The organism is Phycisphaerae bacterium, from assembly GCA_018003015.1.
Lineage (GTDB): Bacteria > Planctomycetota > Phycisphaerae > UBA1845 > PWPN01 > JAGNEZ01.
Window position 1 is genome coordinate 26,025 of the sequence record JAGNEZ010000002.1, and the last position, 20,703, is coordinate 46,727.

A 20,703-nucleotide genomic window follows, 5' to 3' on the forward strand; every position below is an offset into this window, starting at 1 on the left:
GACGCCGGTGCCACCCCACTCCGAAGGCAAACCCTAGCCCGGTTCCAGGGCGTCGCAGCTGCAAATGACGCGGTCAACCGCCTTCTGCTTGAGCTCGTCGAGCGAGCCACCCAGCTCGTGGACGAGCACGTCATAATAGTACATCAGGCGGGCGTCGGGGTCATCAAGAGCCCCGCCGAAGTGCCGGTTGGGGTCGTTGTAGATCAGACGGATGGGAATCTCGCGGATGCGGAGGTCCCGGCAAGCCGCTTGGACCCACAGCTGCAGGGGCATGGCATAGCCAGGAATGGTGATATTCAGATGCCTCAGGGCGGAAACCCGGTAGGCCTTGAACCCGCAGAACGCGTCGGTGATGCCCAAGTGGAGGATTTCGTTGAGCAGGTCGGTGACTTTCTGGTTGACCGCCCGGCGGTCCAGCGGCGGCTGCGAGTTGCCGGGCATCTCCTGCAGATAACGCGAGCCGCTGATGATGTCGGCGTCGTCGGCGGCCGCCGACCACAGGAAGTACGGGATCCAGGCCGCTTCATGCTGCTCGTCGCAATCCATGGTGATGAGCCAGTCGTAGCCGCGCTCGACCGCGAACGCGAAGGCGTCGATCAGGCTCTGGCCATACCCGCGGTTGTCCACGTGGCGGATGTGGTGGATACCCCTTTCGGCGGCCAGCAGTTGCGGCGTTTCATCGGTCGAGCCGTCGTCAATGACCAGAATGTCAGGTGCGTAGTAGCGAACCTGCTCGAGGACCCTGGGCAGCGAGCGGGCCTCATTGTAGATGGGTATGGCGACCAGATAGCGCACGGCGGCATCCTCCTGCCACATTAACCGGTCCGGTTCGCGCGCCCCACGCGCGCCCCATAGTGTAGGACGGTTGACCGGCCGGTGACAAGCGGTTTCGCCTCGATCGCTAGCTGGTGACCGCGACGGGAAACGGGTATGCTGGGTATTCACACGCCAGAGCCGGCGCTCCCGCTGAGCGGTCGCCTGCAAACCAGGAACGGGTGAGGTCCGAGACAAGGTCCTGAAGGAGCCAACCATGAGCGAGCCCATGCGTCAGTCAGTGAGTTCTCGATTGGCCGGCAACTGTGCCTGTTGCATGTTGAATCGGCGACGGTTTCTCGCCGGTTGTGCGGCCTGTGTGGCCGGCGCCGGCGGGGCGGGCCTGCTGCACCCGAGGCGAGCGGCGGCGGCCGAGGACGCCACCAAGCCCAAGGTCCGGCTCGTCTACTCCTACGCCCCGTCGACCGGACCAATCTGGCCGAACATCGGCTACGACTTCGACCGTCGCAAGAAGGAACTGACGGCGGCACTCGAGGCGGCTTGTCCGGGCATCGAGTTCAAGCCGATCAGCGTTCAGAACGCCGACGAAGCCAAGAAGATGCTTGACCAGGACAAGGGCATCGACGGCTACCTGGTGTACATCCTCGGCTTGTGGACCGGTGCCCCTAGGGTCATCGGGGCTTCCGGCCGTCCAACCGTGTATGCCGACGATCTCTACGGCGGATCCGGCGAGTTTCTCATTGCCAATGCCGCGGCGAGGCGTGCGAAGCTGAACGTGGTGGGCGTGTCGTCGTCTCGGGTCGAGGATGTGGCCGCCGTGGCTCGGTGCTTCGAAGTCCTCAAGAAGCCGGGCGCGACCGCGGATGCCTTCATGGCTGCCGCCGAGGCGGCTCGGAGGAAGGGGCTCAAGAAGCCCGGCGACCTGAAGTGCGCCGAGGATAAGGCGAAGATCGCCGATCCCGCGGACTGCCTCAAGAAGCTCGAGGCAGCGACCATGCTTGTCGTGGGCGCCAGCAACCCGACGATAGCCAAGGGGATCCAGGACGTCTTCGGCACCAAGGTCATCCCGATCGACTTCAAGGAGCTGCACGGGGCGTACGAACAGGCTGATCAGGACGAGGCTGCCAAGTGGGCGGATCGCTGGATGAAAGGGGCCGAGAAAACTGTCGAGCCCGGGCGGGACGAGATCGTTCGCTCCGGGGCGATGTATCTGGCCGAACTCGCCTTGCTCAAGAAGTACAGTGCCCAGGCCATTACCATCAACTGCCTTGGCGGTTTCTACGACAACCACATCAAGGCCTATCCCTGCCTGGGCTTCGCCCAGCTCAACGACGACGGCCTGATCGGTGCCTGCGAAGCCGACCAGCTGTCCACCATCACCATGCTGGCGATGAATGCCCTCACCGGCCGGCCAGGCTACATTTCCGACCCGGTTATCGATACGGCGAAGAACCAGATCATCTACGCTCACTGTGTGGCCTCCACCAAGGTCTTCGGCCCGGATGGCAGGTCCAACCCTTATCTCATCCGCAGTCATTCGGAGGATCGCAAGGGCGCTGTGGTGCAGTCCCTGATGCCGCTGGGGTTCATGACCACCACAGTCGAGTTCCACCCGGTCAAGAAGGCGGTGATCTTCCATCAGGGCAAGGCCGTGGCCAACGTCGACGAGGATAAGGCTTGTCGCAGCAAACTGGCCGTCGAGGTCAAGGGCGACATGGACAAGCTGCTGGCCGAGTGGGACCAGTGGGGCTGGCATCGGGTGACCGTCTACGGCGACCTGAAAGAGCCGGTCAACGAACTGGCCAAGGCTCTGGACCTGAAGGTGGTCAACGAGGCCTGATGCCGGCCGGGGCGACTGGTCCCAATGCCCCCTGCCGGCGGAGCGCCGGGCGCGCTTCCCTCGCGACCGGCTGAGGAGGGCACGGCAGCGGTGCGCAGAAGCAGGGGCCCTGCCCCGTCCCGTCGATTCGGCTGGCTGTCGGATGGAGGATCAGGGGTGATTGCCGAAACCGGCCGCCCGGTCGCGGCTGTGTGCGCGAAGCTGGAATGGGCCTGGGACGTCACCAAAGGCTCGTGACCGCGGTACACCATCGGTGGAGCATCTGGAATGGAGCCAAACACTCCGGTATCCGCGAGCGGCCGGCTGATGTCCATCGACGCCCTGCGGGGCTTCGATATGTTCTGGATCATCGGTGGCGAACGGATGGTCCGCGGGCTGGACGCCGGCCTGAAAAGTCCGTGGTTCAGCGATCATGTCACCCGGCAGATGGGCCATGTACCCTGGGAAGGGTTCCAGTTCATGGACCTGATCATGCCGCTGTTCCTGTTCATATCCGGCGTGGCCATGCCGTTCTCGTTTGCCAAGCGGCTGGGTTCCGGACACGATCAGCGCGGGCTCTATGCCCACGTCGCGAAGCGGTTCGCCATTCTGTTCGTCCTGGGCATGGTCGCCCAGGGCAACCTGCTGGCCTACGACCTGTCAAAGCTGCACATCTTCTGCAATACGCTGCAGGCCATCGCCGCGGGCTATCTGATCGCCGCACTCTGCCTGATAAACCTCCGACTCGTCGGGCAGATCGCGGTTGCAGTCGGCCTGTTGCTGGGCTTCTGGGCGTTGATGGCCTGGGTGCCGGTCCCCGGGCATGGGGCCGGGAAGCTGACTCCCGACGGCAATCTGGCGATCTGGCTGGATCATCGGATCCTCGGTGCCTTCCAGGACCGCACAACCTACTCCTGGATTCTGAGCAGCATGACCTTCGGATGCACGGTTCTGCTGGGGGCGTTCGCCGGACAGCTGCTGCGGTCCAGCCTGCGGTCATGGCTCAAGGCCATGGTCCTGTTGATCGCTGGCGGCGCGTGCTTCCTTGTCGGCCTGGGCTGGAACCCGTGGTTCCCGATCATCAAGCACCTCTGGACCAGCTCGTTCGTGCTCTACTCGGGCGGTATGAGCCTGGCCCTGATGGGGCTGTTCTACCTGCTCATCGACGTTTGGGGCCTGCGGCGGTGGGCATTCGTGTTCATGGTGATCGGCATGAACGCCATCGCCGTGTACATGGCCAACATGCTGTTCGATTTCCGCCGCATCGCGGATATCTTCGTGGGCGGCCTCGGCAAGTGGACCGGCTCATGGCAGGACCTGATACGGGCCGCGGGTGGTTTCGCCGTGGTCTGGCTGATCCTCCTCTACATGTACCGGAAGAAAACGTTCGTCAAAGTGTAGGCTCTGCCGCTGCGTCCGTCACCGCAAGGAGTCCAGAAATGGAAGGTGGGTGGTGAGAGGGGGGCGGAATCTCGCGAAGGTCATGACGCTCTTGCGCTGTCTCGTCCTTCAGGCCTGCATGGCCTTCCCGGCATGGGCCGATCTTCGGATGGCGGAGGATCGGTCAGCCGACGGCGTGGCACCGCGCGTTCTCGACGGCGATCGGCCGGTCTTCACCCCCATCGAGAAAGACTCGTCCCTGCTGATCGTCCAACCGTCCGGTAGAACACCGGTGGTCTGCAGGGAATCCGAAACGCAGGATGGAACCCTACGCTTGACGGGTGGAGCCGCGCCGGGGTTAACCGTCGCGGAAACGTACCGCGTGATCACTCCCGGCCTGATCGAGCGAGCCGTCACCGTGACCGCGGCCAGCGACCAGCGGTACTACGTCGACCTGGGCTGGTCCGTGGCCCAGCCGGGCGAGTTCTGCTCCTTCATGGGTCCGGAGCTGGCCACCAGGAGCTACACCCCAACCTGTGCCGGCCCGGAATTCGGAGGCGGCTCATTGCAGACCTTTCCCTTTCTGGGGCTCCGTACCGAAAACACACTCTACGGCCTGATGGGCGACACCCCCGGCCTCTGGGAAAACCGCTGCTTCCTCCTATTCGACATCGAGAAGCGGCGGTTCGGCCTCACCACCGGCGACGGTAGCCCGCGACGCGTCATCACCATCCCGCGGAACGTGGACGCCACCAGCGTCTACCGGACCACGTTCGACGGGTGGCAGCACATCGAGGCCGGCCAGAGCCAGACGTTCAGGACTTGGCTCTTCTCCTCGCCGGTCCAATCGCTCTACGACGTCCAGTTGGCCGCCCATCTGGCCCTGGCCAACGCCAAAGGCTTCAACCACTCCGCCATCGAGGCCATCCTGCGCAATACCTCTTACCTGCTCCTGCGGCGCAACCTGCTCCGCACCGAGAGCGACTACTTGTTCATCTCCGGTGTCGGCTACGGCTGGAAACAGTGGGTCAGCGACGGCTTCTGGACCAGTCGCGGCCTGGACGACCCGGCCTATGACGCCCAGGCTCACGCGGCCGTTTTCTTCGAGCGGATCAACTACGAGGACAACGCCCAGTACTACCTCATCTGGTCAGCTATGGTCAGGCGTGCGGGCGGCGACCTGGACGAACGGACTGTCGGCCGAGCCTATCGTTTCATCCGCGAGCACGAACGCGACGGGCTTTACATCCCGCCCCGACTCAATCCCGAAAAGCCCATCCTTAAGACCTACCACGACCAGCTTCCCTATGACGATGATGACGCCCCTTCGTCCAACCAGGGCTTCCATTGCGGGGCACTCCTGGCCGCCAGGGAACTTGGCTTCTCGGTCACCGACGCGGACATCGACCGAGCCACGGCCGGATACCGGCGGATGTTCAACACCTCGGGCGGCTACATGGCCACCAGCCTCAAACAGCAAGACCATGTTGGTCAGGACGCCCTCTACGGCGAGGTGCTGACCTTCGCGGTCTTTGGCCGAAAGCTCCTGCCCGATGAAATGGTTCGCCGCCACCTTGAAACCTCGGTGCGGATTCAGTCGCCGCACGGCATGCGGGTCATCTCCAAACCGGACGGCAGCCTGCTCGACGGCCACAGCGGAGCCTACGTCTACGGCGGTTCGTGGTTCCTCAACGATGCAGCCAACTACCTCGACGGGTTGATCCACGGCATGGATCCGACATGGGTGGACGACCGGCTGCTCTGGCGCCTGTGCCGGGAACTGGCCTACATGCCGGCCTTCCACGAGTCGCTGGACACGGCCAAGGGCCAGCCCTACGGGCACCACCTGTACTGCTGGAACTCCGGCTTCTGGTGGCTGCGGCGCGAGGTGCTCAGGCGACTCGGGGGCCAGCCCGCCAGTTCGCTCGAATCCCGGCTGGACGACGAGTTGGGCGTGGTTCGCAAGGGCGGTTTCCTGTCCCTTGAGCCGACCTCCGCCAGGCTACGCCCCAGGGAGTAGAGCCGTTATAATGGCCGGGGCTCGTACAGGTCCGACGGGTAACGGCCGTTCGCCGGGGTCGGGGTGGGTCTCTTGCATAGGACAGTCTTGGCATGAAAGCTATCTTCTTCCTGGTACGCTTCTCGCTGCTACTGGTGGTCTGCGTTTCATCCTTCGCCCGGTCGCCGGCGACGCAGCCCGCCCGCGAGCTGGTGGCCACCGAGGGCAAGGGCTACCTGGAGAAGGTGGACGACTACCTGGTCCTGCACCTCAAGGGCACGCCGGAGGAAATGGGTTACCAACACGGCGTGCTGCTCAAGGATCACGTCCGCGAGAACATGGCCTTTCTGCTCGACCAGGCCCAGGATGAGGAATTTGAGGTCGGGGGCTTCAAGCTGACCCGGCCGATGATCGCCGCGTTTCTGAATACCCTGTTCGTCGACAAGGTCCCCGAGCGATTCGTCAAGGAAATGAACGCGCTGGCCAGGGGCGCGGATCTGCCCGGCGCCAAAGTCATTGCCGCCAACCTGATCCCGGAGCTGTTCCATTGCAGTGGCTTCGCCCTGCTGAAGGAGGCGACGGCCACGGGCAAGCTGTATCACGGGAGAGTGCTCGACTATGGCGTGGATTGGAGGCTCCAGGAGCACGCGGTCCTGATCATCCAGGAGCCCGATGGTCGGATCCCCTTCGTCAACGTCTCGTATGCCGGCTTCATCGGCTCAGTCACCGGCATGAACGCCGAGCAGATCGGTATCGGGGAGATGGGCGGGCGAGGCGAGGGCAAGTGGCAGGGCATCCCCATGTCCTTCCTGGTCCGCATGGTGCTCGAGCAGGCCAGGACGCTCGACCAGGCGATCGGCGTGTTCCAGGACAATCCCCGCACCTGCGAGTACTACTACGTGATTTCCGATGCCCGGGCGGACTCCGCGGTCGGCATGAGGGCCGTCCCCGAGAAGGTCGAGCTCATTCGCCCCGGCGCCCAACACCCGCTGCTGCCCAGCCCAGTCAAGAACACCGTCCTCATGTCCGCGGGTGACCGATACAAGGCCCTCAGCGAACTGGTGGCCGCCGGCTACGGCATGTTCACCGAGCAGAAGGCCGTGCGGCTGATGGACGCGCCGGTGGCCATGAGAGAGAATCTGCACGACGTCCTGATGGTCCCGGCCGACGGCGTGCTCTACGTCGCCAACGCCGCCAAGGATCAGAGCCCGGCCTGGAAGCAGAAGTACTACCGCTTCAACTGGCTGGAGCTGATGAAGAAACGGCCGGGATAGCCTCGCCTCTTGGAACCTGACTTGAGGGACGAACTGATGGCCTGGGACTTCGCCGGACTGAAGAGACTGTATCGGCACAATCTGCTGAACGACGTGATCCCGTTCTGGGAAAAGCACTCCATCGACCGCGAGTGCGGGGGTTACTACAGCTGCCTGGACCGGAGCGGCGACGTCTTCGACAGCGATAAGTTCCTCTGGATGCAGGGCCGCCAGATGTGGACGTTCGCCATGCTCTACCGCAACCTCGAGCAGCGGTCGGCGTGGCTCGACATCGCCCGCCACGGGGCCGAGTTCCTCAAGCGGTACGGGCGCGACGGGCAGGGCAACTGGTACTTCTCGCTCACCCGCGAGGGCCAGCCTCTCGTCCAGCCCTACAACTGGTTCACCGACTGCTACGTGGGCATGGGTTTCGCCCAGTACGCCCTGGCGTCGGGCGATGACGAGGCCCGCGACATCGCCCTGCACACCTGGCGGAACGTCCTCGGTCGGCGCGACAATCCCAAGGGCAAGTACAACAAGGTCTTTCCCGGCACCCGGCCGACCAAGGCCCTGGCCGTGCCGCTCATGCTCCTGAATCTCGCCCTGGAAATGGAGGGCATCCTCTCCGACGACGAACTCCAGCTGATCCTCGATGACTGCCGCCGCGAGATCATGACCCAGTTCTACGATCACCAGCGGCGAATCACCTGGGAGAACATCGCCCCCGATGGCATGCACCTCGATACCTTTGCCGGTCGGGCGATTATCCCCGGCCACGGGCTGGAAGCCATGTGGCTGGTCCTCGAGGCCATTCGCCGCCATGGGGGCGATCGCAAGACCATCGACCGGGCCGCCGACGCCATCCTCAACCTCGTCGAGTTCGGGTGGGACAAGGACTACGACGGCATCCTGTACTTCGTCGACTCGCTGAACAAGCCGCTCGAAAAACTCGAGTGGGATCAGAAACTCTGGTGGGTACACCTCGAGGCACTCGTCGCCTTGACCATGGCTTACGCATTCACCGGCCGCAAGGACTGCCGCAAGTGGTTCGACCGGGTCCACAAGTACACCTGGAAGCGATTCCCCGATCCCAAGCACGGCGAATGGTTCGGTTACCTGACCCGCCGGGGCAAGCGGCTGCTCGAACTCAAAGGCGGAAAATGGAAAGGCTGCTTCCACGTCCCCCGGGCCCTGTACCTCTGCTACCGCGAGTTCGAGCGAATGGAAGCGGAGCCGCCAATCAAGGAATGACATTGAGTCGGGAGACATCGACCATGGAGGCAACAGATCGATTGGGGCGGAGAGACTTCTTGAAGGGCGCGACCGCTGCCGGGGCCTTCCTGGCGGTCGGCTGTTCGGAAACCGGCCCGCTTGGCGGAAGACCAATGCCCGCGAATCCCCCCAAAAAGGCCTGGCAGATCGGCTGCTACACCCGGCCTTGGGACCAGCATGACTACAGGGTCGCACTCGACGCCATCGCCGAGGCCGGCTTCAAGTACGTTGGGCTGATGACAACCAAGGCCCAGCCACCACTGGTGATCTCCGCGGCAAACAGGGTGGAGGAGGCCGAAGCCATCGGCCGGGAAGTCGCTAAACGGGGCTTGATCGCGCCGTCCGTCTACGGCGGGGATATTCCTGTCCACGAATCCCTGGAGGCCGGCATCAACGCCCTCCGGCGGCTCATCGACAACTGCGCCGCCGCCCGAGTGGGTAACCTGATGATGGGCGGCATCGGTGACCAGAGGCTCTACACAGCCTACTACAAGGCCATCGCCGAATGCTGCGACTACGCGGCCGATAAGAAGGTCGGCATCAGCGTCAAGCCGCACGGCGGGCTGAATGCCACCGGGCCGCAATGCCGAAAAGCCATCGAAAGCGTCGGCCACCGCAACTTCCGCCTGTGGTACGATCCGGGGAACATCCTCTACTACTCGGACGGGCGGCTCGATCCGATCGATGATGCCGCGACGGTCGACGGCCTCGTCGTCGGCATGTCCGTCAAGGACTACCGGCACCCCAAGAACGTCGATGTGACGCCGGGCAGCGGCCAGGTGAACTTCCTCGCGGTGATGGACCGGCTCAAGAAGGGCGGCTTCACCCACGGGCCGCTCATTGTCGAGACCTTGACTCGGGGCGACCTGCCCAGACTGCTCGAGGAGGCCAGGAAAGCCCGGGCCTTCCTCGAAACGCTCTGAGTCGGGGGGGATCTGCCTTCCGGAGGCTTCTGGAGGGGACTGGGCTCCCTGGGCATGGGAACATGATCCAGGGACACCTTCAGCCCCTCGGCCACGATGGCGTGCGCCCGCTCGCCCTCGAGATCAACCGCAACCACCCGACCGTCCAGGGTGACAAGCAGACTCGCCGGTATCGCCCGAACAGCCAACCTGCGGCTGGGACGGAGGTCGCCGCTGTCCGAAACGATCGGCCAGGGCAGTTGCCATCGAGCGGCCAGGTTCAGGATGTCATCCTCCGAGTTTGCCCGGCAGAGCGTGAGCACCTCCAGCCCTCGGTCGTGAAATCGCCGGAACAGCATGAGAGACGACTTGGCCAACGCGTCGATTTGCGGGCTTCTCATGTCCCACGCGAGGAGCAGCAGGAATCTGCCGTCCGGCGGCCGGGTGGTCACCACCATACCTTCAACGCTGGTGAACTCCAGTTTGGGGATGACATCGCCCGGCCGGTGGCGGCGAGGCGGAGCATCCTGGCCGTGCATGACCAGGGGATGGACGGACATCAGTCCGGCAACGTAAATGCACAGTCGCATCGCGCGAGGGGTCATCGAGCACCTCCAGGCCGAGATCATGCTAAGGGGGCAGCGCGCCCAGCTCAAGTCGGCCGGCATGACGGTCCCCCTGCATCCCTGACCGACACCGTCATCCGACAGGACCACGTCACCCTCGCCGACCACACGGCAAGCCGAAGGCGCGTCATCACGCGGCTTTCGCGAAAACCGTGCGACCAGTCTCTGGGCACGCGTCTGTCGCACGGCCGTGGTGCTCACCGGAGGCCGGTGATCGCCCATACGTAGTACTCGTCGCGGTGGTTCCGCAGCGACAGACCATCGTGACGTGAAACCAGCTGCGCAAACGCCACCCGCTGCTGACCGTCGGTGTTGGTGTTGACGAGCAGGCCCTGGGGGCTGAATCCGACGGCCAGGACAAAATGATCGACGAGCCAGGTGGGGTTCTCATCCGGGTAGATCTTGACCCCACAGATCAAGGGGTAGCCGCGGCGGAGCTGCTCAACGATCCAGGCGACACAGGCGTCCGCGTCATGGTGGGAGCGGTCCCAGGTTACGTACGCGACCGACAGGGATTCGAGGGCTTTCTCGATGTCGTTCTCGTAGAGGTCAGGCTGCGCCGGCCGGCCGGCCCGGTTGATCGCGACTTGTGACACCTCCTTGCCAAAAAAGCCCATGGCCATCTGAATACAGGTCTCGCCACACCATCCGACGGTCTTGTCCGGTCGGTTCGGATCCCAGCCGCGATCCGGGATTCCGAGATCGACGCTGTCTCGCACCGGCGGGGGCCCGGCCGAACACCCGGCGAGCAACAGGGCGAGTACAGCCAACCCTGCGGCAGTCTCTACGTTCCGGTTCATCAGGACGCTCCTCTTCGCCGGGGCGGGTCACCGAACGGCCCGGCATGCCATCGGGCCCGGCCAGACCTGTCTCCCGGCAATGCCGGGTACCGATGTCGCCCCGGTCGGGCGGCAACGCCGGGTCGCATGGTACTCTCTTCCGGTGTCGGAGGCACGGGGGAGGGGTCGCGGCTTCGACGGGGTCTCGCTGGCGTATCCGGGCCGGTTGCGCGTATAGTGTCATCTCAGCGGGAGTCAATTGGCGCAATGCTGGAGGAGCGGTCGATGAAGTGCTTGATTGGGCTTTGCCTCGCCGTCGTCGCGGTTAACCCTGCTCTCGGGGCGGAATGGAAACTGGTGTGGTCCGACGAGTTCGACAAGCCCGGCTTGCCGGACGCGAAGAAATGGGACTACGAGGTGGGTTTCGTGCGCAACAACGAGGCCCAGTTCTATACCCGTGCCCGAAGTGAGAACGCACGCGTCGAGGACGGCCGCCTGGTAATCGAGGGTCGCCGGGAGAAGTGGAAGAACCCCGATTTCAGACCAGAGGCCGGATCTGGCAGCCGGAGCCGTCGAGGTCAGGAGTTCGCGGAGTACACTTCGGCCAGCCTGATCACCAAGGGCAAGGCCGCCTGGACGCACGGGCGGGTCGAAGTGCGGGCCAAGATGCCGACCGCGCGCGGCACCTGGCCGGCGATCTGGATGCTCGGGACGAATATCCGCGAAGTGGGCTGGCCCAGGTGCGGAGAGATCGACATCATGGAGTTCGTCGGCTTCGAGCCGGGCGTGATTCATGCGAACGTTCATACCCAGAAGTACAACCACACCAAGGGCAACGGCAAGGGCGACAAGATCACCATCCGTGACGCCTCGGAGACGTTCCACGTGTATGCCGTGGAGTGGGACGTGGAGAAGATGAGCTTCTTCGTCGATGAGAAGAAGTACTTTACCTATCGCAACGAGAGAAGCGGCACGGACGCCTGGCCCTTCGACAAGGACCACTACCTCATTCTGAACCTGGCCATCGGGGGAGCCTGGGGCGGGCAGAAGGGTATCGACGAAAGCGCGTTCCCGCAGCAGTTCTGCATCGATTATGTGCGGGTGTACCAGCCCGCGGATGGGAAGGTGGATCGTTCACCGCGAACCCCAGCGAGCACGCCGAGCGACACCAAGCCGCCAAGCACCCCCGCTGCGGCAGCACCAAAGTGAGGTCCCCTAACGCCTGAGAATAAGGAGGGGCGGTCAGGAACAACGGCCGGCGATATCCATATGCCGGTCAGTGATCATTTGGAGTTGGAGAGAACCCAGACCCGCCTTGGCCAGCTGGGAACGCACCTCATCAGGCGTGTAGGCTGCCAGAAGCGAGCGGTAGTACGCCTCCTGCAGCAGGGGCGACTCCTGGCCCGCGTGCCGCTCGACGATGCACCGGGCGGCCTCAGCGGTCGCCGGGCGAGCAAGGTCGCGAACGAAAACCACCGCCCCTGGGCGAGCCAGCCGCTTCACCTCCCACCATAGGTCCTCCGTCGCGCTGATGTGATGGAGGATGCTGTTGGAGAAGATCACGTCAAAGCTCTTTGAGGCCAGAGGCAGCCGCTTGGCGTCCCCAAGCACCAGAACGAGTGACGAACTCAACCCGCGATCTCGAATCCCGGAAACAGCGAGCTTGAGCATGGCCAGCGAGGCGTCTGCCGCCACGACTCTCCAGTGCGGCCGGCGCTCCAGCAGACGCATGGGAATGTCGGCCGGACCGGTGCCCAGATCCAGGGCTCGGGCTTGGCGGCATGGACCGGCCCATTCGACCAGCCGATCGACGAACGCCTGATTGACCTCGGAGAAATCCGCCCGGGCATACGCCTCGGCCTCCTCCGGCAAATCCATGTACTCCGGTTCCGGCTGACGCGGAAGCATCCTCTACCCCCGTATGGACCACGCCTGGTAGCCGAATACGTTCCAGGAGCCGGTTTCGACCTCAATGCGGATGGCGAGCTTGTCCTTGCCCGCGGTCAACGGCGGGGGCAGGATGAAATCCTCCTCACGCCAGCGATCGACCTTGCAGTCGTCCGGCGTACCCATGAAACCGACCGGCGAATCATCTACGCTCACGCGGGCACGGTGCCGACCTTCCGATTGGAGGTACAACCGCCGGAGCAACACACCCTTGTTGGCCGGGTCGATCTTCATCGTGAAGGACTCCTCGGTCGCCCCCTTGCGGCCGTCCACCTGCAACGTGAGCGAGGCCGGATCGCTCTCATCTCCCGTGAAAGTCGCCTTGGCTCCGGCCACGGATTCGCCCCCCTCGGCTCGGTAGGTGTGGGACTGCTCGCTGGAACCGTTACCGAGCTCGAGCATGTCGGTCGGGACCATGCCCGGCTGATCATCGAGGTAGCAGTAGGCCACGCTGGCGTAGTTCGTGACAACCACGTTGTTCAGGCCATGCTCCGTGCTGACCTTGATGCCCGATCGAAACGGGATTCCACCCGCGAAGAAGCGATAGGCGGTGATCGCTCCGTTCCACTGGCCGTCAGCTCGCTCGCGGAACAGGTCGACTGCGGGCAGGCCGTGAAGCGGGAGCGAGTAGGGACCCTCCAGCCAGCGGTTGGACCAGCCGCCAAGGAACTCGTCCTCGTGGCCGGTGCCATTCAGGATCGGGTGCCGCCGACGGTCCGGCCAGACACGCAGGTCGCCTTCCCACCATTGCTTGTTGTCGGCCGCATAGGGCTGCACCATGAGGCAGTGGCCCAGGTAGAGACCACGCCCTTCGTCGAAGTGCAGGATCAGATGGTCCTTTCCTGCGGTCGTGGGCCATTCACGATGGTAGACGGCCGTGAACAGCCCGGGCGGGCAGTCCTCCCCGCGGGCAGGCAAATCACTGACCGCGATCTCGTAGTGAATCCCGTTGATCGAGCTGAACTGGTGATTCTCGAGGACGATCCTGGCCGCCTTGCGAAACGGCATGGGCAGATAGCAGTAATACGGGCCGCTGGAGCTCATGCCGATCGCCAGCGAGCGAACCGCCGTCTCGCCCAGGGCACTGCCGAAAAACGGTCCAAGAGGAACATCAACCGAGGGCTTCTCCTGGCCATCCCACCAGATTTTGAGCCAGAGGTGGTTCAGGTTGAACCCAGCTTGCGGCTGGCCGGGGTTGAGGCGAATGGCCCGGATCATCCCCGACGTCTGGAGGTTCAGCAGCTCGGCCACCTTGGGCTTGTCGCGACGTTCATTGCCCGCGACCCCGACCGCGCCCCGGTACCACTTCATGCCGGACGAGCGGGCGGGCGGTGCCCCCACCGCGTCCCAGGCCGCAATCGCCGCCGTCAGATCCTCCTTGCCGGTCCAGGTCTGAACCCGCGTGCCGGGGGGAAAACGGTGATGGAAGGCATTGTAGAAACCGGCCAGCTTCTCCGTGGTGATAATCAAGCGTCGCTGGAAGGGGATGGGTACATACGCGACGTTCCCACCCGTGGCGATGTAGTCGTTGGCTACAAGCGGGGCCGGGAACATGGGATGGTCGCCGGTAAACAGCTCCCGTGCCTCCACCGCCGCTCGGGGCGTGTCCTCGCCATCGAGGTAAAAGCGGATCTGCCCGATGGGCAACTCATAGCCCTCGTGGATGCCCGTGAACCAGAGAGTGTAAAGGCAGCCGGGACCGTCAAGATCGACGATCACGTGCTCGCCGTTCGCAAGCCGGTATAGGGCTGAGTAGGTGCCCTCGAAGCCGTCGTTGTTACCGCCCGTCCGATCATAGCTCGAGAAGTAGCCGGCCTGCACCAGCCACTGAGGGCCTGGACACGAGCCGAACCTGAACAAGGCGTCAGACGGCCGAATCTCGGCCTGGGCCGCCGCTCTGAAGGGGCCCGCAGCCAAGACCAAAGCCATTAACGCCATTCCGAGGAAGCCGTTCGCGAACGATCTCAGCATGGGACCAACTCCTTCTGTGAAGATAGCGTGAATTGTGCTCAGTTGGATCGGAAACGCAAGCAGCCTCGAGGCTCAGGATCACCGGCCAACGTCGCGAAGACCCGGTCACAGCTTGACGTAACCTCTTCTCGCGTTAGAGTATGCGGCAATCTGGCCGGAATGTTCCCGGCTCGCGAACGGCATCGCCGCAAGGCGTTTTTGACTCGAGGCGAAAAGAGCTATGTCTACCGAGACCGAAATCATCCATGTCAGTGCCCGCGAAATCCTGGATTCACGCGGCAACCCGACGGTCGAGGCCGTCGTGGTGCTGGCCAACGAGTGCACCGGCCAGGCGGCAGTGCCTTCCGGGGCGTCCACCGGCGAGCACGAGGCGGTCGAACTCCGCGACGGCGACAAGGCCCGCTACCTGGGCAAGGGTACGCTCAAGGCCGTCGAGAACGTCAACAGCAAGATCGCCGACGCCGTGGTCGGCCTGGATGCCTGCGATCAGGAGCAGCTCGACCGGGAGATGCTCGAGCTGGACGGAACCCCCAACAAGGGAGTCCTCGGGGCCAACGCGATCCTCGCCGTGTCCATGGCCGCGGCCAAAGCGGCAGCCGTATCCAGCGGTCTGCCCCTCTTCCGGTATCTCGGCGGGGCCTCCGCCCACATTCTGCCCGTCCCCATGATGAACATCCTGAACGGCGGCAAGCACGCCGACAACAACGTCGATTTCCAGGAATTCATGATCCAGCCCTGGGGCGCACCCAACTTCCGCGAGGGCCTGCGCTGGGGGACCGAGATCTTCCACAGCCTCAAGGCCGTGCTCAAGAAGAAGGGCTACAACACCTCCGTCGGCGATGAGGGCGGGTTCGCCCCCAACCTCAAGAGCAACGACGAGGCCTTCGAGGTCATCGCCACCGCGGTCGAGAAGGCCGGCTACAAGCTTGGCGAGCAGATCTTCTTCGCCCTCGATCCGGCTACCAGCGAGTTGTTCAACGAAGCCAAGGAGAAGGGCAAGGAAGGCTACTGCTTCTTCAAGTCCGCTCCCGATAAGATCGTTAGCTCCGATGAGTTGAGCGACTACTGGGCGGACAAGTGCCGCAAGTGGCCGATCCGCAGTATCGAGGACGGCCTTGCCGAGGACGATTGGGCCGGCTGGGCTAGGCTGACCGCCAAACTGGGCGACAAGATCCAGCTCGTCGGCGACGACCTGTTCGTGACCAACGTCAAACGCCTGGCCCGCGGCCTCAGGGAAAACACGGCCAACAGCATTCTGATTAAGGTGAACCAGATCGGCTCCCTGACCGAGACGTTCAACGCGATCAACCTGGCCATGCGGAACGGCTACACCGCGGTGATCAGCCATCGCAGTGGCGAGACCGAGGATACGACCATCGCCGATATCTCCGTGGCAACCAACGCCGGGCAGATCAAGACCGGCAGTGCCAGCCGCACGGATCGTATCGCCAAGTACAATCAGCTGTTGCGGATCGAGGAACAGCTGGGCGAGGACGCCGTGTACGGCGGGCAGTTCTGGAGGAAATGAGTACCGCCCAGGGAAGGAGTGACGGGCACGTGAGGTGAGAATCGCTCCCGGGTGCGCCGGATACGCCGCGGGGCGTTAAGCCCGACAGGGGCCATCGGCCGAGGAGGCCTGGCGGCAGTCAAGCGGCGGGCAGCTTAACGGTTTGCATGGTTCTCTCCGTCACTCCTTTTCTCGGCCGGTTCGACCCCTCCTGCCGATGGTGTACAAGGAGGTACGCTCGTGACTGACCAACCCTTTCCGGTGGACTCCCGTCCGGCGATGTACCAGCCGCCCGCCCACCCCATCATGTTCTGGGTCCTGACCGGTCTGGCTCTGGCGATATTCATTCCCTGCGTCCTCGTGCCCATGTGGATGGATACCGAGCAACTGCGCGAGGAAGAGCAAGCCATGGCCGCTCAGGTCACCGAACTCAAGGACCAGATTGCCCGTAACCAGGCTCGCATCGAGGCTTTGCTGGCCGATCCCCTGGTCAACGAACGGATTGCCCGGCGCGAACTCAACTATCGCCCGGAAGGGGAAGAAGTCATCCACTGGTCCCCCTACGAACTCAGCACGGCTCACACCGTTCGATCAGAGGAGCCCCTCGCCACCTCGGCCGATGATCCCAACGGGCTCGATCGCTGGGTCGCCACGCTGTCTCACTGGCTGCCCCCGTGGCCTTGGCGAGACCTGTTCGGCCGGGCCCCCAATCGCTCTCTCTTCCTCCTGATGGCCGGTGGCCTGCTCCTCGCCGCCTTCGTCCTGTACACACCTGTCTTCGGACGGGCCCCACGCAAGGCCGGTCGGCCCTGATGTCATCCGGCGTCAGGGCTACAGTCTCCAATCCCTCCAATAACCAGCTAATGCGCTCAACGGGGAGTCGATGCTCGGCGGTGAGGGGATACCCGGAATGCGGCCGTCGGCGGACGCGGGAAGCGGGCCCAGAAAAAGTGCCATCCTGGCGGCCGGTCGGGGGTCGTGGAGTAGCTGCCAGGATGGCGTTGGTCCGTGCCTGCTGGGTCCTTGACCCACGGCTTGATCGCATATCCACACGTATTGTCGGCTCTCGCCATCGTTTGTGGTATGGGGAATATGCCTCAATCGTGACAGAATTCATTGAACCGTCACCGGCCCTCGGCAACCAGCCCGGCTGGCGGAAAACGGGGCATTAGGGTGCCCCATTCTGGCGACACGGGCCGGCGCGGACCTCAAGCAGCAATTCACAGGGCACACGGCAGAGATGTTCTTGGGTTGTTTGACACCCGTCGGCCGGGGTTCGTAGCATCCCCCTGCGATCACAACGGTTGTGCTGACAAGGGAGGTTAGCGACCATGGGGTTTTCAAGCGGCGCAGTGACGTTGAAACGGTTCTTCGTCCAGGGAAGCCTCCTCGATCGGGTGGACGAGTCTCTGCTGGAGAAGCTCACAACCCACGCCATAGGTCAGAGCGACGAGACAGCGACAGACAAGACCCACTTCGGCTGGGTAACCGGTGAACACCTCCTCGATACCCACTTCGAATGGTCCAAGAACGTAGTGGGCGACGGCCTGCATTTCGCCCTGCGCATCGACACGAACAAGCCGCCGGCCGATCTGGTCCGTAGCTACCAGCGAATGAATGAGCAGGCCATGCTTGAGGCAAGCGGCCGGCCCTTCCTGTCCAAGATCGAGCGGCGGGACGCTCGCGACCAGGCGATCGCTCGCGCCGATGCCGAGGCGGAATCGGGGACCTTTCGCCGAATGAAGCAGGTGCCGGTGTACTGGGATTTCAATCGGAACGAAGTCTACCTCGGCACCGCCGCGGCCTCGGCCGTGGACCGCTTCCTGCTCCTCTTCAGGCACACCTTCGACCGCGGCGCGGTGCCAGCTTCTGCTGGCGAACTGGCCAGCCGGTGGGCGACCAAGGCCGGGGAGGGCTCCGCTCTGGATAACGCTCGCCCAGCCCACCTGGTGAAGCCGCCGGAAGGAGCGGCCGAGCAGGACGACCCCCTCATCCCCGGTGAGCCCCGGAGCCGCGACTTCCTGGGAACCGAGTGGCTCACCTGGCTGTGGTACGCCTCTCACGTCGAGTCACCCGACGTGGCCACCTCGCAGGGCCATCCGGTGACTGTGCTCTTCGAGCGATGCCTCCAAATGGAGTGCGCTTTCAGGGTCAGTGGCACAACCACGATCACCGCGGACGGCCCCACCCGCCTGCCCGAGTCTTCCGCGGCCCTGGCGAGCGGCAAGCGGCCGGTGCGGGCCGGGCTTCATGTCGCCGTCCATGCTGATGTGTACGCGTTGACCGTCCGCGGCGACGCCATGAACTTCAGCGCGATCCGACTCCCCGACCCGGAAGACGGGGCCGACCGGCAAACGGTGTTCGAGAGCCGAGTCGAGCACCTGCGGAACCTCATCGAGGGCATCGACGCCCTGTATCACGCGTTCCTGAAACGCCGTCTGTCGACCAAGTGGCCCCAGACCCTCGGCATCCTCCGCAACTGGGTGGCCGGCGGCGCGGCTCCGGGCAAGAGGACCGCCGAACTGGCCGTGTCCTGAACCGCGCCCGGTCCTGATCAGCCGCCCGCGACCTTCGACGCCGATGACGCCCTTGGACACGAGGTGCAAAGGGCTTCCGACCGGCACCGCCTCAGCCGAGCCTCCCCCGGCCCTGCAGCGGCCGCGAGATCGTGTTGGACCTATAAGGTGGTTTCGTGTGGCCTCCGCTGTCTTGCACGGACCACCCGCCCCGCGTGACGATTGACCGGGAGCGCGGCTTCGCGTAGCTTCCCGCCATGCCCACACTCAACACCAACCACGCTGGCGGACGGGTGCGCCGTCGCCTCCTGTCGGCTCTCGTGTTCCTGCTGCTCGCGACCTGGGCTTGGGCTCAGGGCGCGTTGTCGGAGCTCGCTCGCCCCGTGCAGGGCAGAAGCATGAGGGCAACCTCTTCGTTCCGGCAAGGCTCCGACGGCAAGTATGATGCCCATGCCAACCCCCTCGGCGACGAGCAGGAGAAAAGCAACTTCGACAACCGGCTCGTGCCCCCCGGCGATCAGGTCGTTCTGCTCGACGCCCAGGGCCCTGGGCTCGTCACCCACATGTGGTTCACGTTTCTGGAACCCCAGCCCAGGCGAGACAACAAGCCCGGCCGGGCGAACCACCAGGAATTCCTGCTGCGGATGTACTGGGACGGAAGCGAGCGGCCCGGCGTCGAAGCGCCGTTCGGCGATTTCTTCGCCAGCTGCTTCGGTAAACGCCGCGAGGTGAACAGCGTCCCCGTGGCCGTCGAGGGCGGCGATTCGTACAACTGCTACTGGCACATGCCTTTCCGCAAATCGGCCCGCATCGAAATCGCTAACGATAGCGACCGCCCCCTGGTTCTGCTCTATTACAACATCGACTGGATCAAAAAGGACAACCTGCCGGAGGACACACCCTACTTCTACGCCCAGTACCGCCAGGAGTATCCCCAGACCAGCAGCCAGGACTACGTGATCCTCGACACCCGGGGCAAAGGACACTACGTCGGCACCGTCCTGGCGATTCGCACCCGCAGCCCCCTGTGGTTCGGCGAGGGCGATGAGAAGATCTACATCGATGGCGAGACGAAACCGTCCATCTGGGGAACAGGAACCGAGGACTTCTTCTGCTGCGCCATGGGGCTGGCAAACTGCAGCCTGCCCTATTTCGGCGTCCCCTACTTCAATCAGTTCGAGATCGTCGGGAGTATGACCGCCGCCTATCGCTGGCATGTCGGCGATCCGCTGGTGTTCAACACGGGTATCAAGGTCACACTCGAACACAAGAGCTGGATATCGGAAGATGAGAACCCCGACCACAAGCGGATGAGCTGGAATGAACGCGAGGACGATTACGCCAGCGTCGCATTCTGGTATCAGACCGGAACCCCGACCTTCGCGGCCCGAGCCCCGAACGCCAACGAACGGCGACTGCCCAGCCTGGATCGTGTCGTGGCCTTGGCCAGGAACTTCACCGATGCCAGGTACCACGGCAACGGCCACGCCGGCCCCCAGCCGATCCCAGATCTCTTCGACGAGCCGCAGCTCTTCTACCGGCCCGAAAAGGCCGACGGTGCTTTCGTCGAGGTCCCCTTCGAGGTCAAACGCAAGGAGCCGCTCCGATTGCTGATCAACGTCACCTGCGCCCCGGACTACGGCCGGTACCAGGCATCCTTGGAGGGGGTGAAACTCGGCGGGGTGATGGACTTCCACGCAGAGACACTGATCGACCGGGAATTCCACCTGCTCGACTTCTGGCCCGAGCCGGGTACCTACACGCTCCGGCTGGAGTGCGTCGGCAAAAGTAACCGCTCGGAGGGATACTGCCTCGGCCTCGAGTCCGTTCGACTCCGCGAACGCCGTCCCCGAGTCGAGCAATACGGCTTCGACAAGGACAAGGACTGGCGCAAGCGGCCGATTCTGTACACGAAAGAGTAGCCGCCGACACCGGCGGGACCGGCGATGGCACCCTCG

The 20,703-nt window shown here is 64.0% G+C and carries 15 protein-coding genes; 11 read left to right on the top strand and 4 right to left on the bottom strand.

From position 1 onward, the window contains the following. Positions 1–33: 33 nt before the first annotated feature. Positions 34–816 (bottom strand): glycosyltransferase family 2 protein, encoded by a 783-nt coding sequence (locus KA354_01010; GenBank protein ID MBP7933199.1) that lies wholly within the window; start codon positions 814–816, stop codon positions 34–36. Between the two features lie 214 nt (positions 817–1,030). On the opposite strand from KA354_01010, the gene KA354_01015 reads away from it, so the two are divergent. The 6 genes from KA354_01015 to KA354_01040 all read left to right on the top strand — a co-directional run bounded on the left by KA354_01015 (position 1,031) and on the right by KA354_01040 (position 9,420). Then, the gene (locus KA354_01015; protein MBP7933200.1) at positions 1,031–2,614 is read left to right on the top strand and encodes a hypothetical protein; all 1,584 of its coding nucleotides are present in this window, start codon (positions 1,031–1,033) and stop codon (positions 2,612–2,614) included. A 267-nt stretch (positions 2,615–2,881) separates the two neighbouring features. After that, positions 2,882–3,994 (top strand): DUF5009 domain-containing protein, encoded by a 1,113-nt coding sequence (locus tag KA354_01020; GenBank protein MBP7933201.1) that lies wholly within the window; start codon positions 2,882–2,884, stop codon positions 3,992–3,994. 82 nt (positions 3,995–4,076) lie between these two features. Then, on the top strand, positions 4,077–5,993 hold the full coding sequence (locus tag KA354_01025) for a hypothetical protein (GenBank protein ID MBP7933202.1): 1,917 nt from the start codon (positions 4,077–4,079) through the stop codon (positions 5,991–5,993). A gap of 92 nt (positions 5,994–6,085) precedes the next feature. After that, the gene (locus tag KA354_01030; protein ID MBP7933203.1) at positions 6,086–7,246 is read left to right on the top strand and encodes a peptidase C45; all 1,161 of its coding nucleotides are present in this window, start codon (positions 6,086–6,088) and stop codon (positions 7,244–7,246) included. 36 nt (positions 7,247–7,282) lie between these two features. Beyond that, positions 7,283–8,476 (top strand): AGE family epimerase/isomerase, encoded by a 1,194-nt coding sequence (locus KA354_01035; protein ID MBP7933204.1) that lies wholly within the window; start codon positions 7,283–7,285, stop codon positions 8,474–8,476. Positions 8,477–8,499: 23 nt separating this feature from the next. Then, the gene (locus KA354_01040; protein ID MBP7933205.1) at positions 8,500–9,420 is read left to right on the top strand and encodes a sugar phosphate isomerase/epimerase; all 921 of its coding nucleotides are present in this window, start codon (positions 8,500–8,502) and stop codon (positions 9,418–9,420) included. 802 nt (positions 9,421–10,222) lie between these two features. Here KA354_01040 and KA354_01045 read toward each other — a convergent pair. Continuing rightward, positions 10,223–10,825, bottom strand: coding sequence for a hypothetical protein (locus tag KA354_01045; protein ID MBP7933206.1), 603 nt, complete (start codon positions 10,823–10,825; stop codon positions 10,223–10,225). A gap of 264 nt (positions 10,826–11,089) precedes the next feature. On the opposite strand from KA354_01045, the gene KA354_01050 reads away from it, so the two are divergent. Continuing rightward, a complete protein-coding gene (locus KA354_01050; GenBank protein ID MBP7933207.1) occupies positions 11,090–12,013 on the top strand; it encodes a glycoside hydrolase family 16 protein in 924 nt (307 codons plus the stop codon). Between the two features lie 33 nt (positions 12,014–12,046). On the opposite strand, the gene KA354_01055 is transcribed toward KA354_01050, so the two are convergent. Continuing rightward, positions 12,047–12,712 carry a methyltransferase domain-containing protein gene (locus tag KA354_01055; protein MBP7933208.1) on the bottom strand — a complete coding sequence of 222 codons (666 nt, stop codon included), beginning with the start codon at positions 12,710–12,712 and terminating at the stop codon, positions 12,047–12,049. A 3-nt stretch (positions 12,713–12,715) separates the two neighbouring features. After that, positions 12,716–14,722, bottom strand: coding sequence for a DUF2961 domain-containing protein (locus KA354_01060; protein MBP7933209.1), 2,007 nt, complete (start codon positions 14,720–14,722; stop codon positions 12,716–12,718). A 220-nt stretch (positions 14,723–14,942) separates the two neighbouring features. On the opposite strand from KA354_01060, the gene eno reads away from it, so the two are divergent. From eno to KA354_01080, 4 genes are all read left to right on the top strand, one after another. Next, complete coding sequence (gene eno, locus KA354_01065; protein ID MBP7933210.1) at positions 14,943–16,250, top strand: phosphopyruvate hydratase; 1,308 nt, start codon at positions 14,943–14,945, stop codon at positions 16,248–16,250. A 219-nt stretch (positions 16,251–16,469) separates the two neighbouring features. Next, positions 16,470–17,042 (top strand): septum formation initiator family protein, encoded by a 573-nt coding sequence (locus KA354_01070; protein MBP7933211.1) that lies wholly within the window; start codon positions 16,470–16,472, stop codon positions 17,040–17,042. Between the two features lie 518 nt (positions 17,043–17,560). Next, complete coding sequence (locus KA354_01075; protein MBP7933212.1) at positions 17,561–18,766, top strand: hypothetical protein; 1,206 nt, start codon at positions 17,561–17,563, stop codon at positions 18,764–18,766. Between the two features lie 236 nt (positions 18,767–19,002). After that, positions 19,003–20,667 carry a DUF2961 domain-containing protein gene (locus KA354_01080; GenBank protein MBP7933213.1) on the top strand — a complete coding sequence of 555 codons (1,665 nt, stop codon included), beginning with the start codon at positions 19,003–19,005 and terminating at the stop codon, positions 20,665–20,667. Positions 20,668–20,703: the final 36 nt, after the last annotated feature.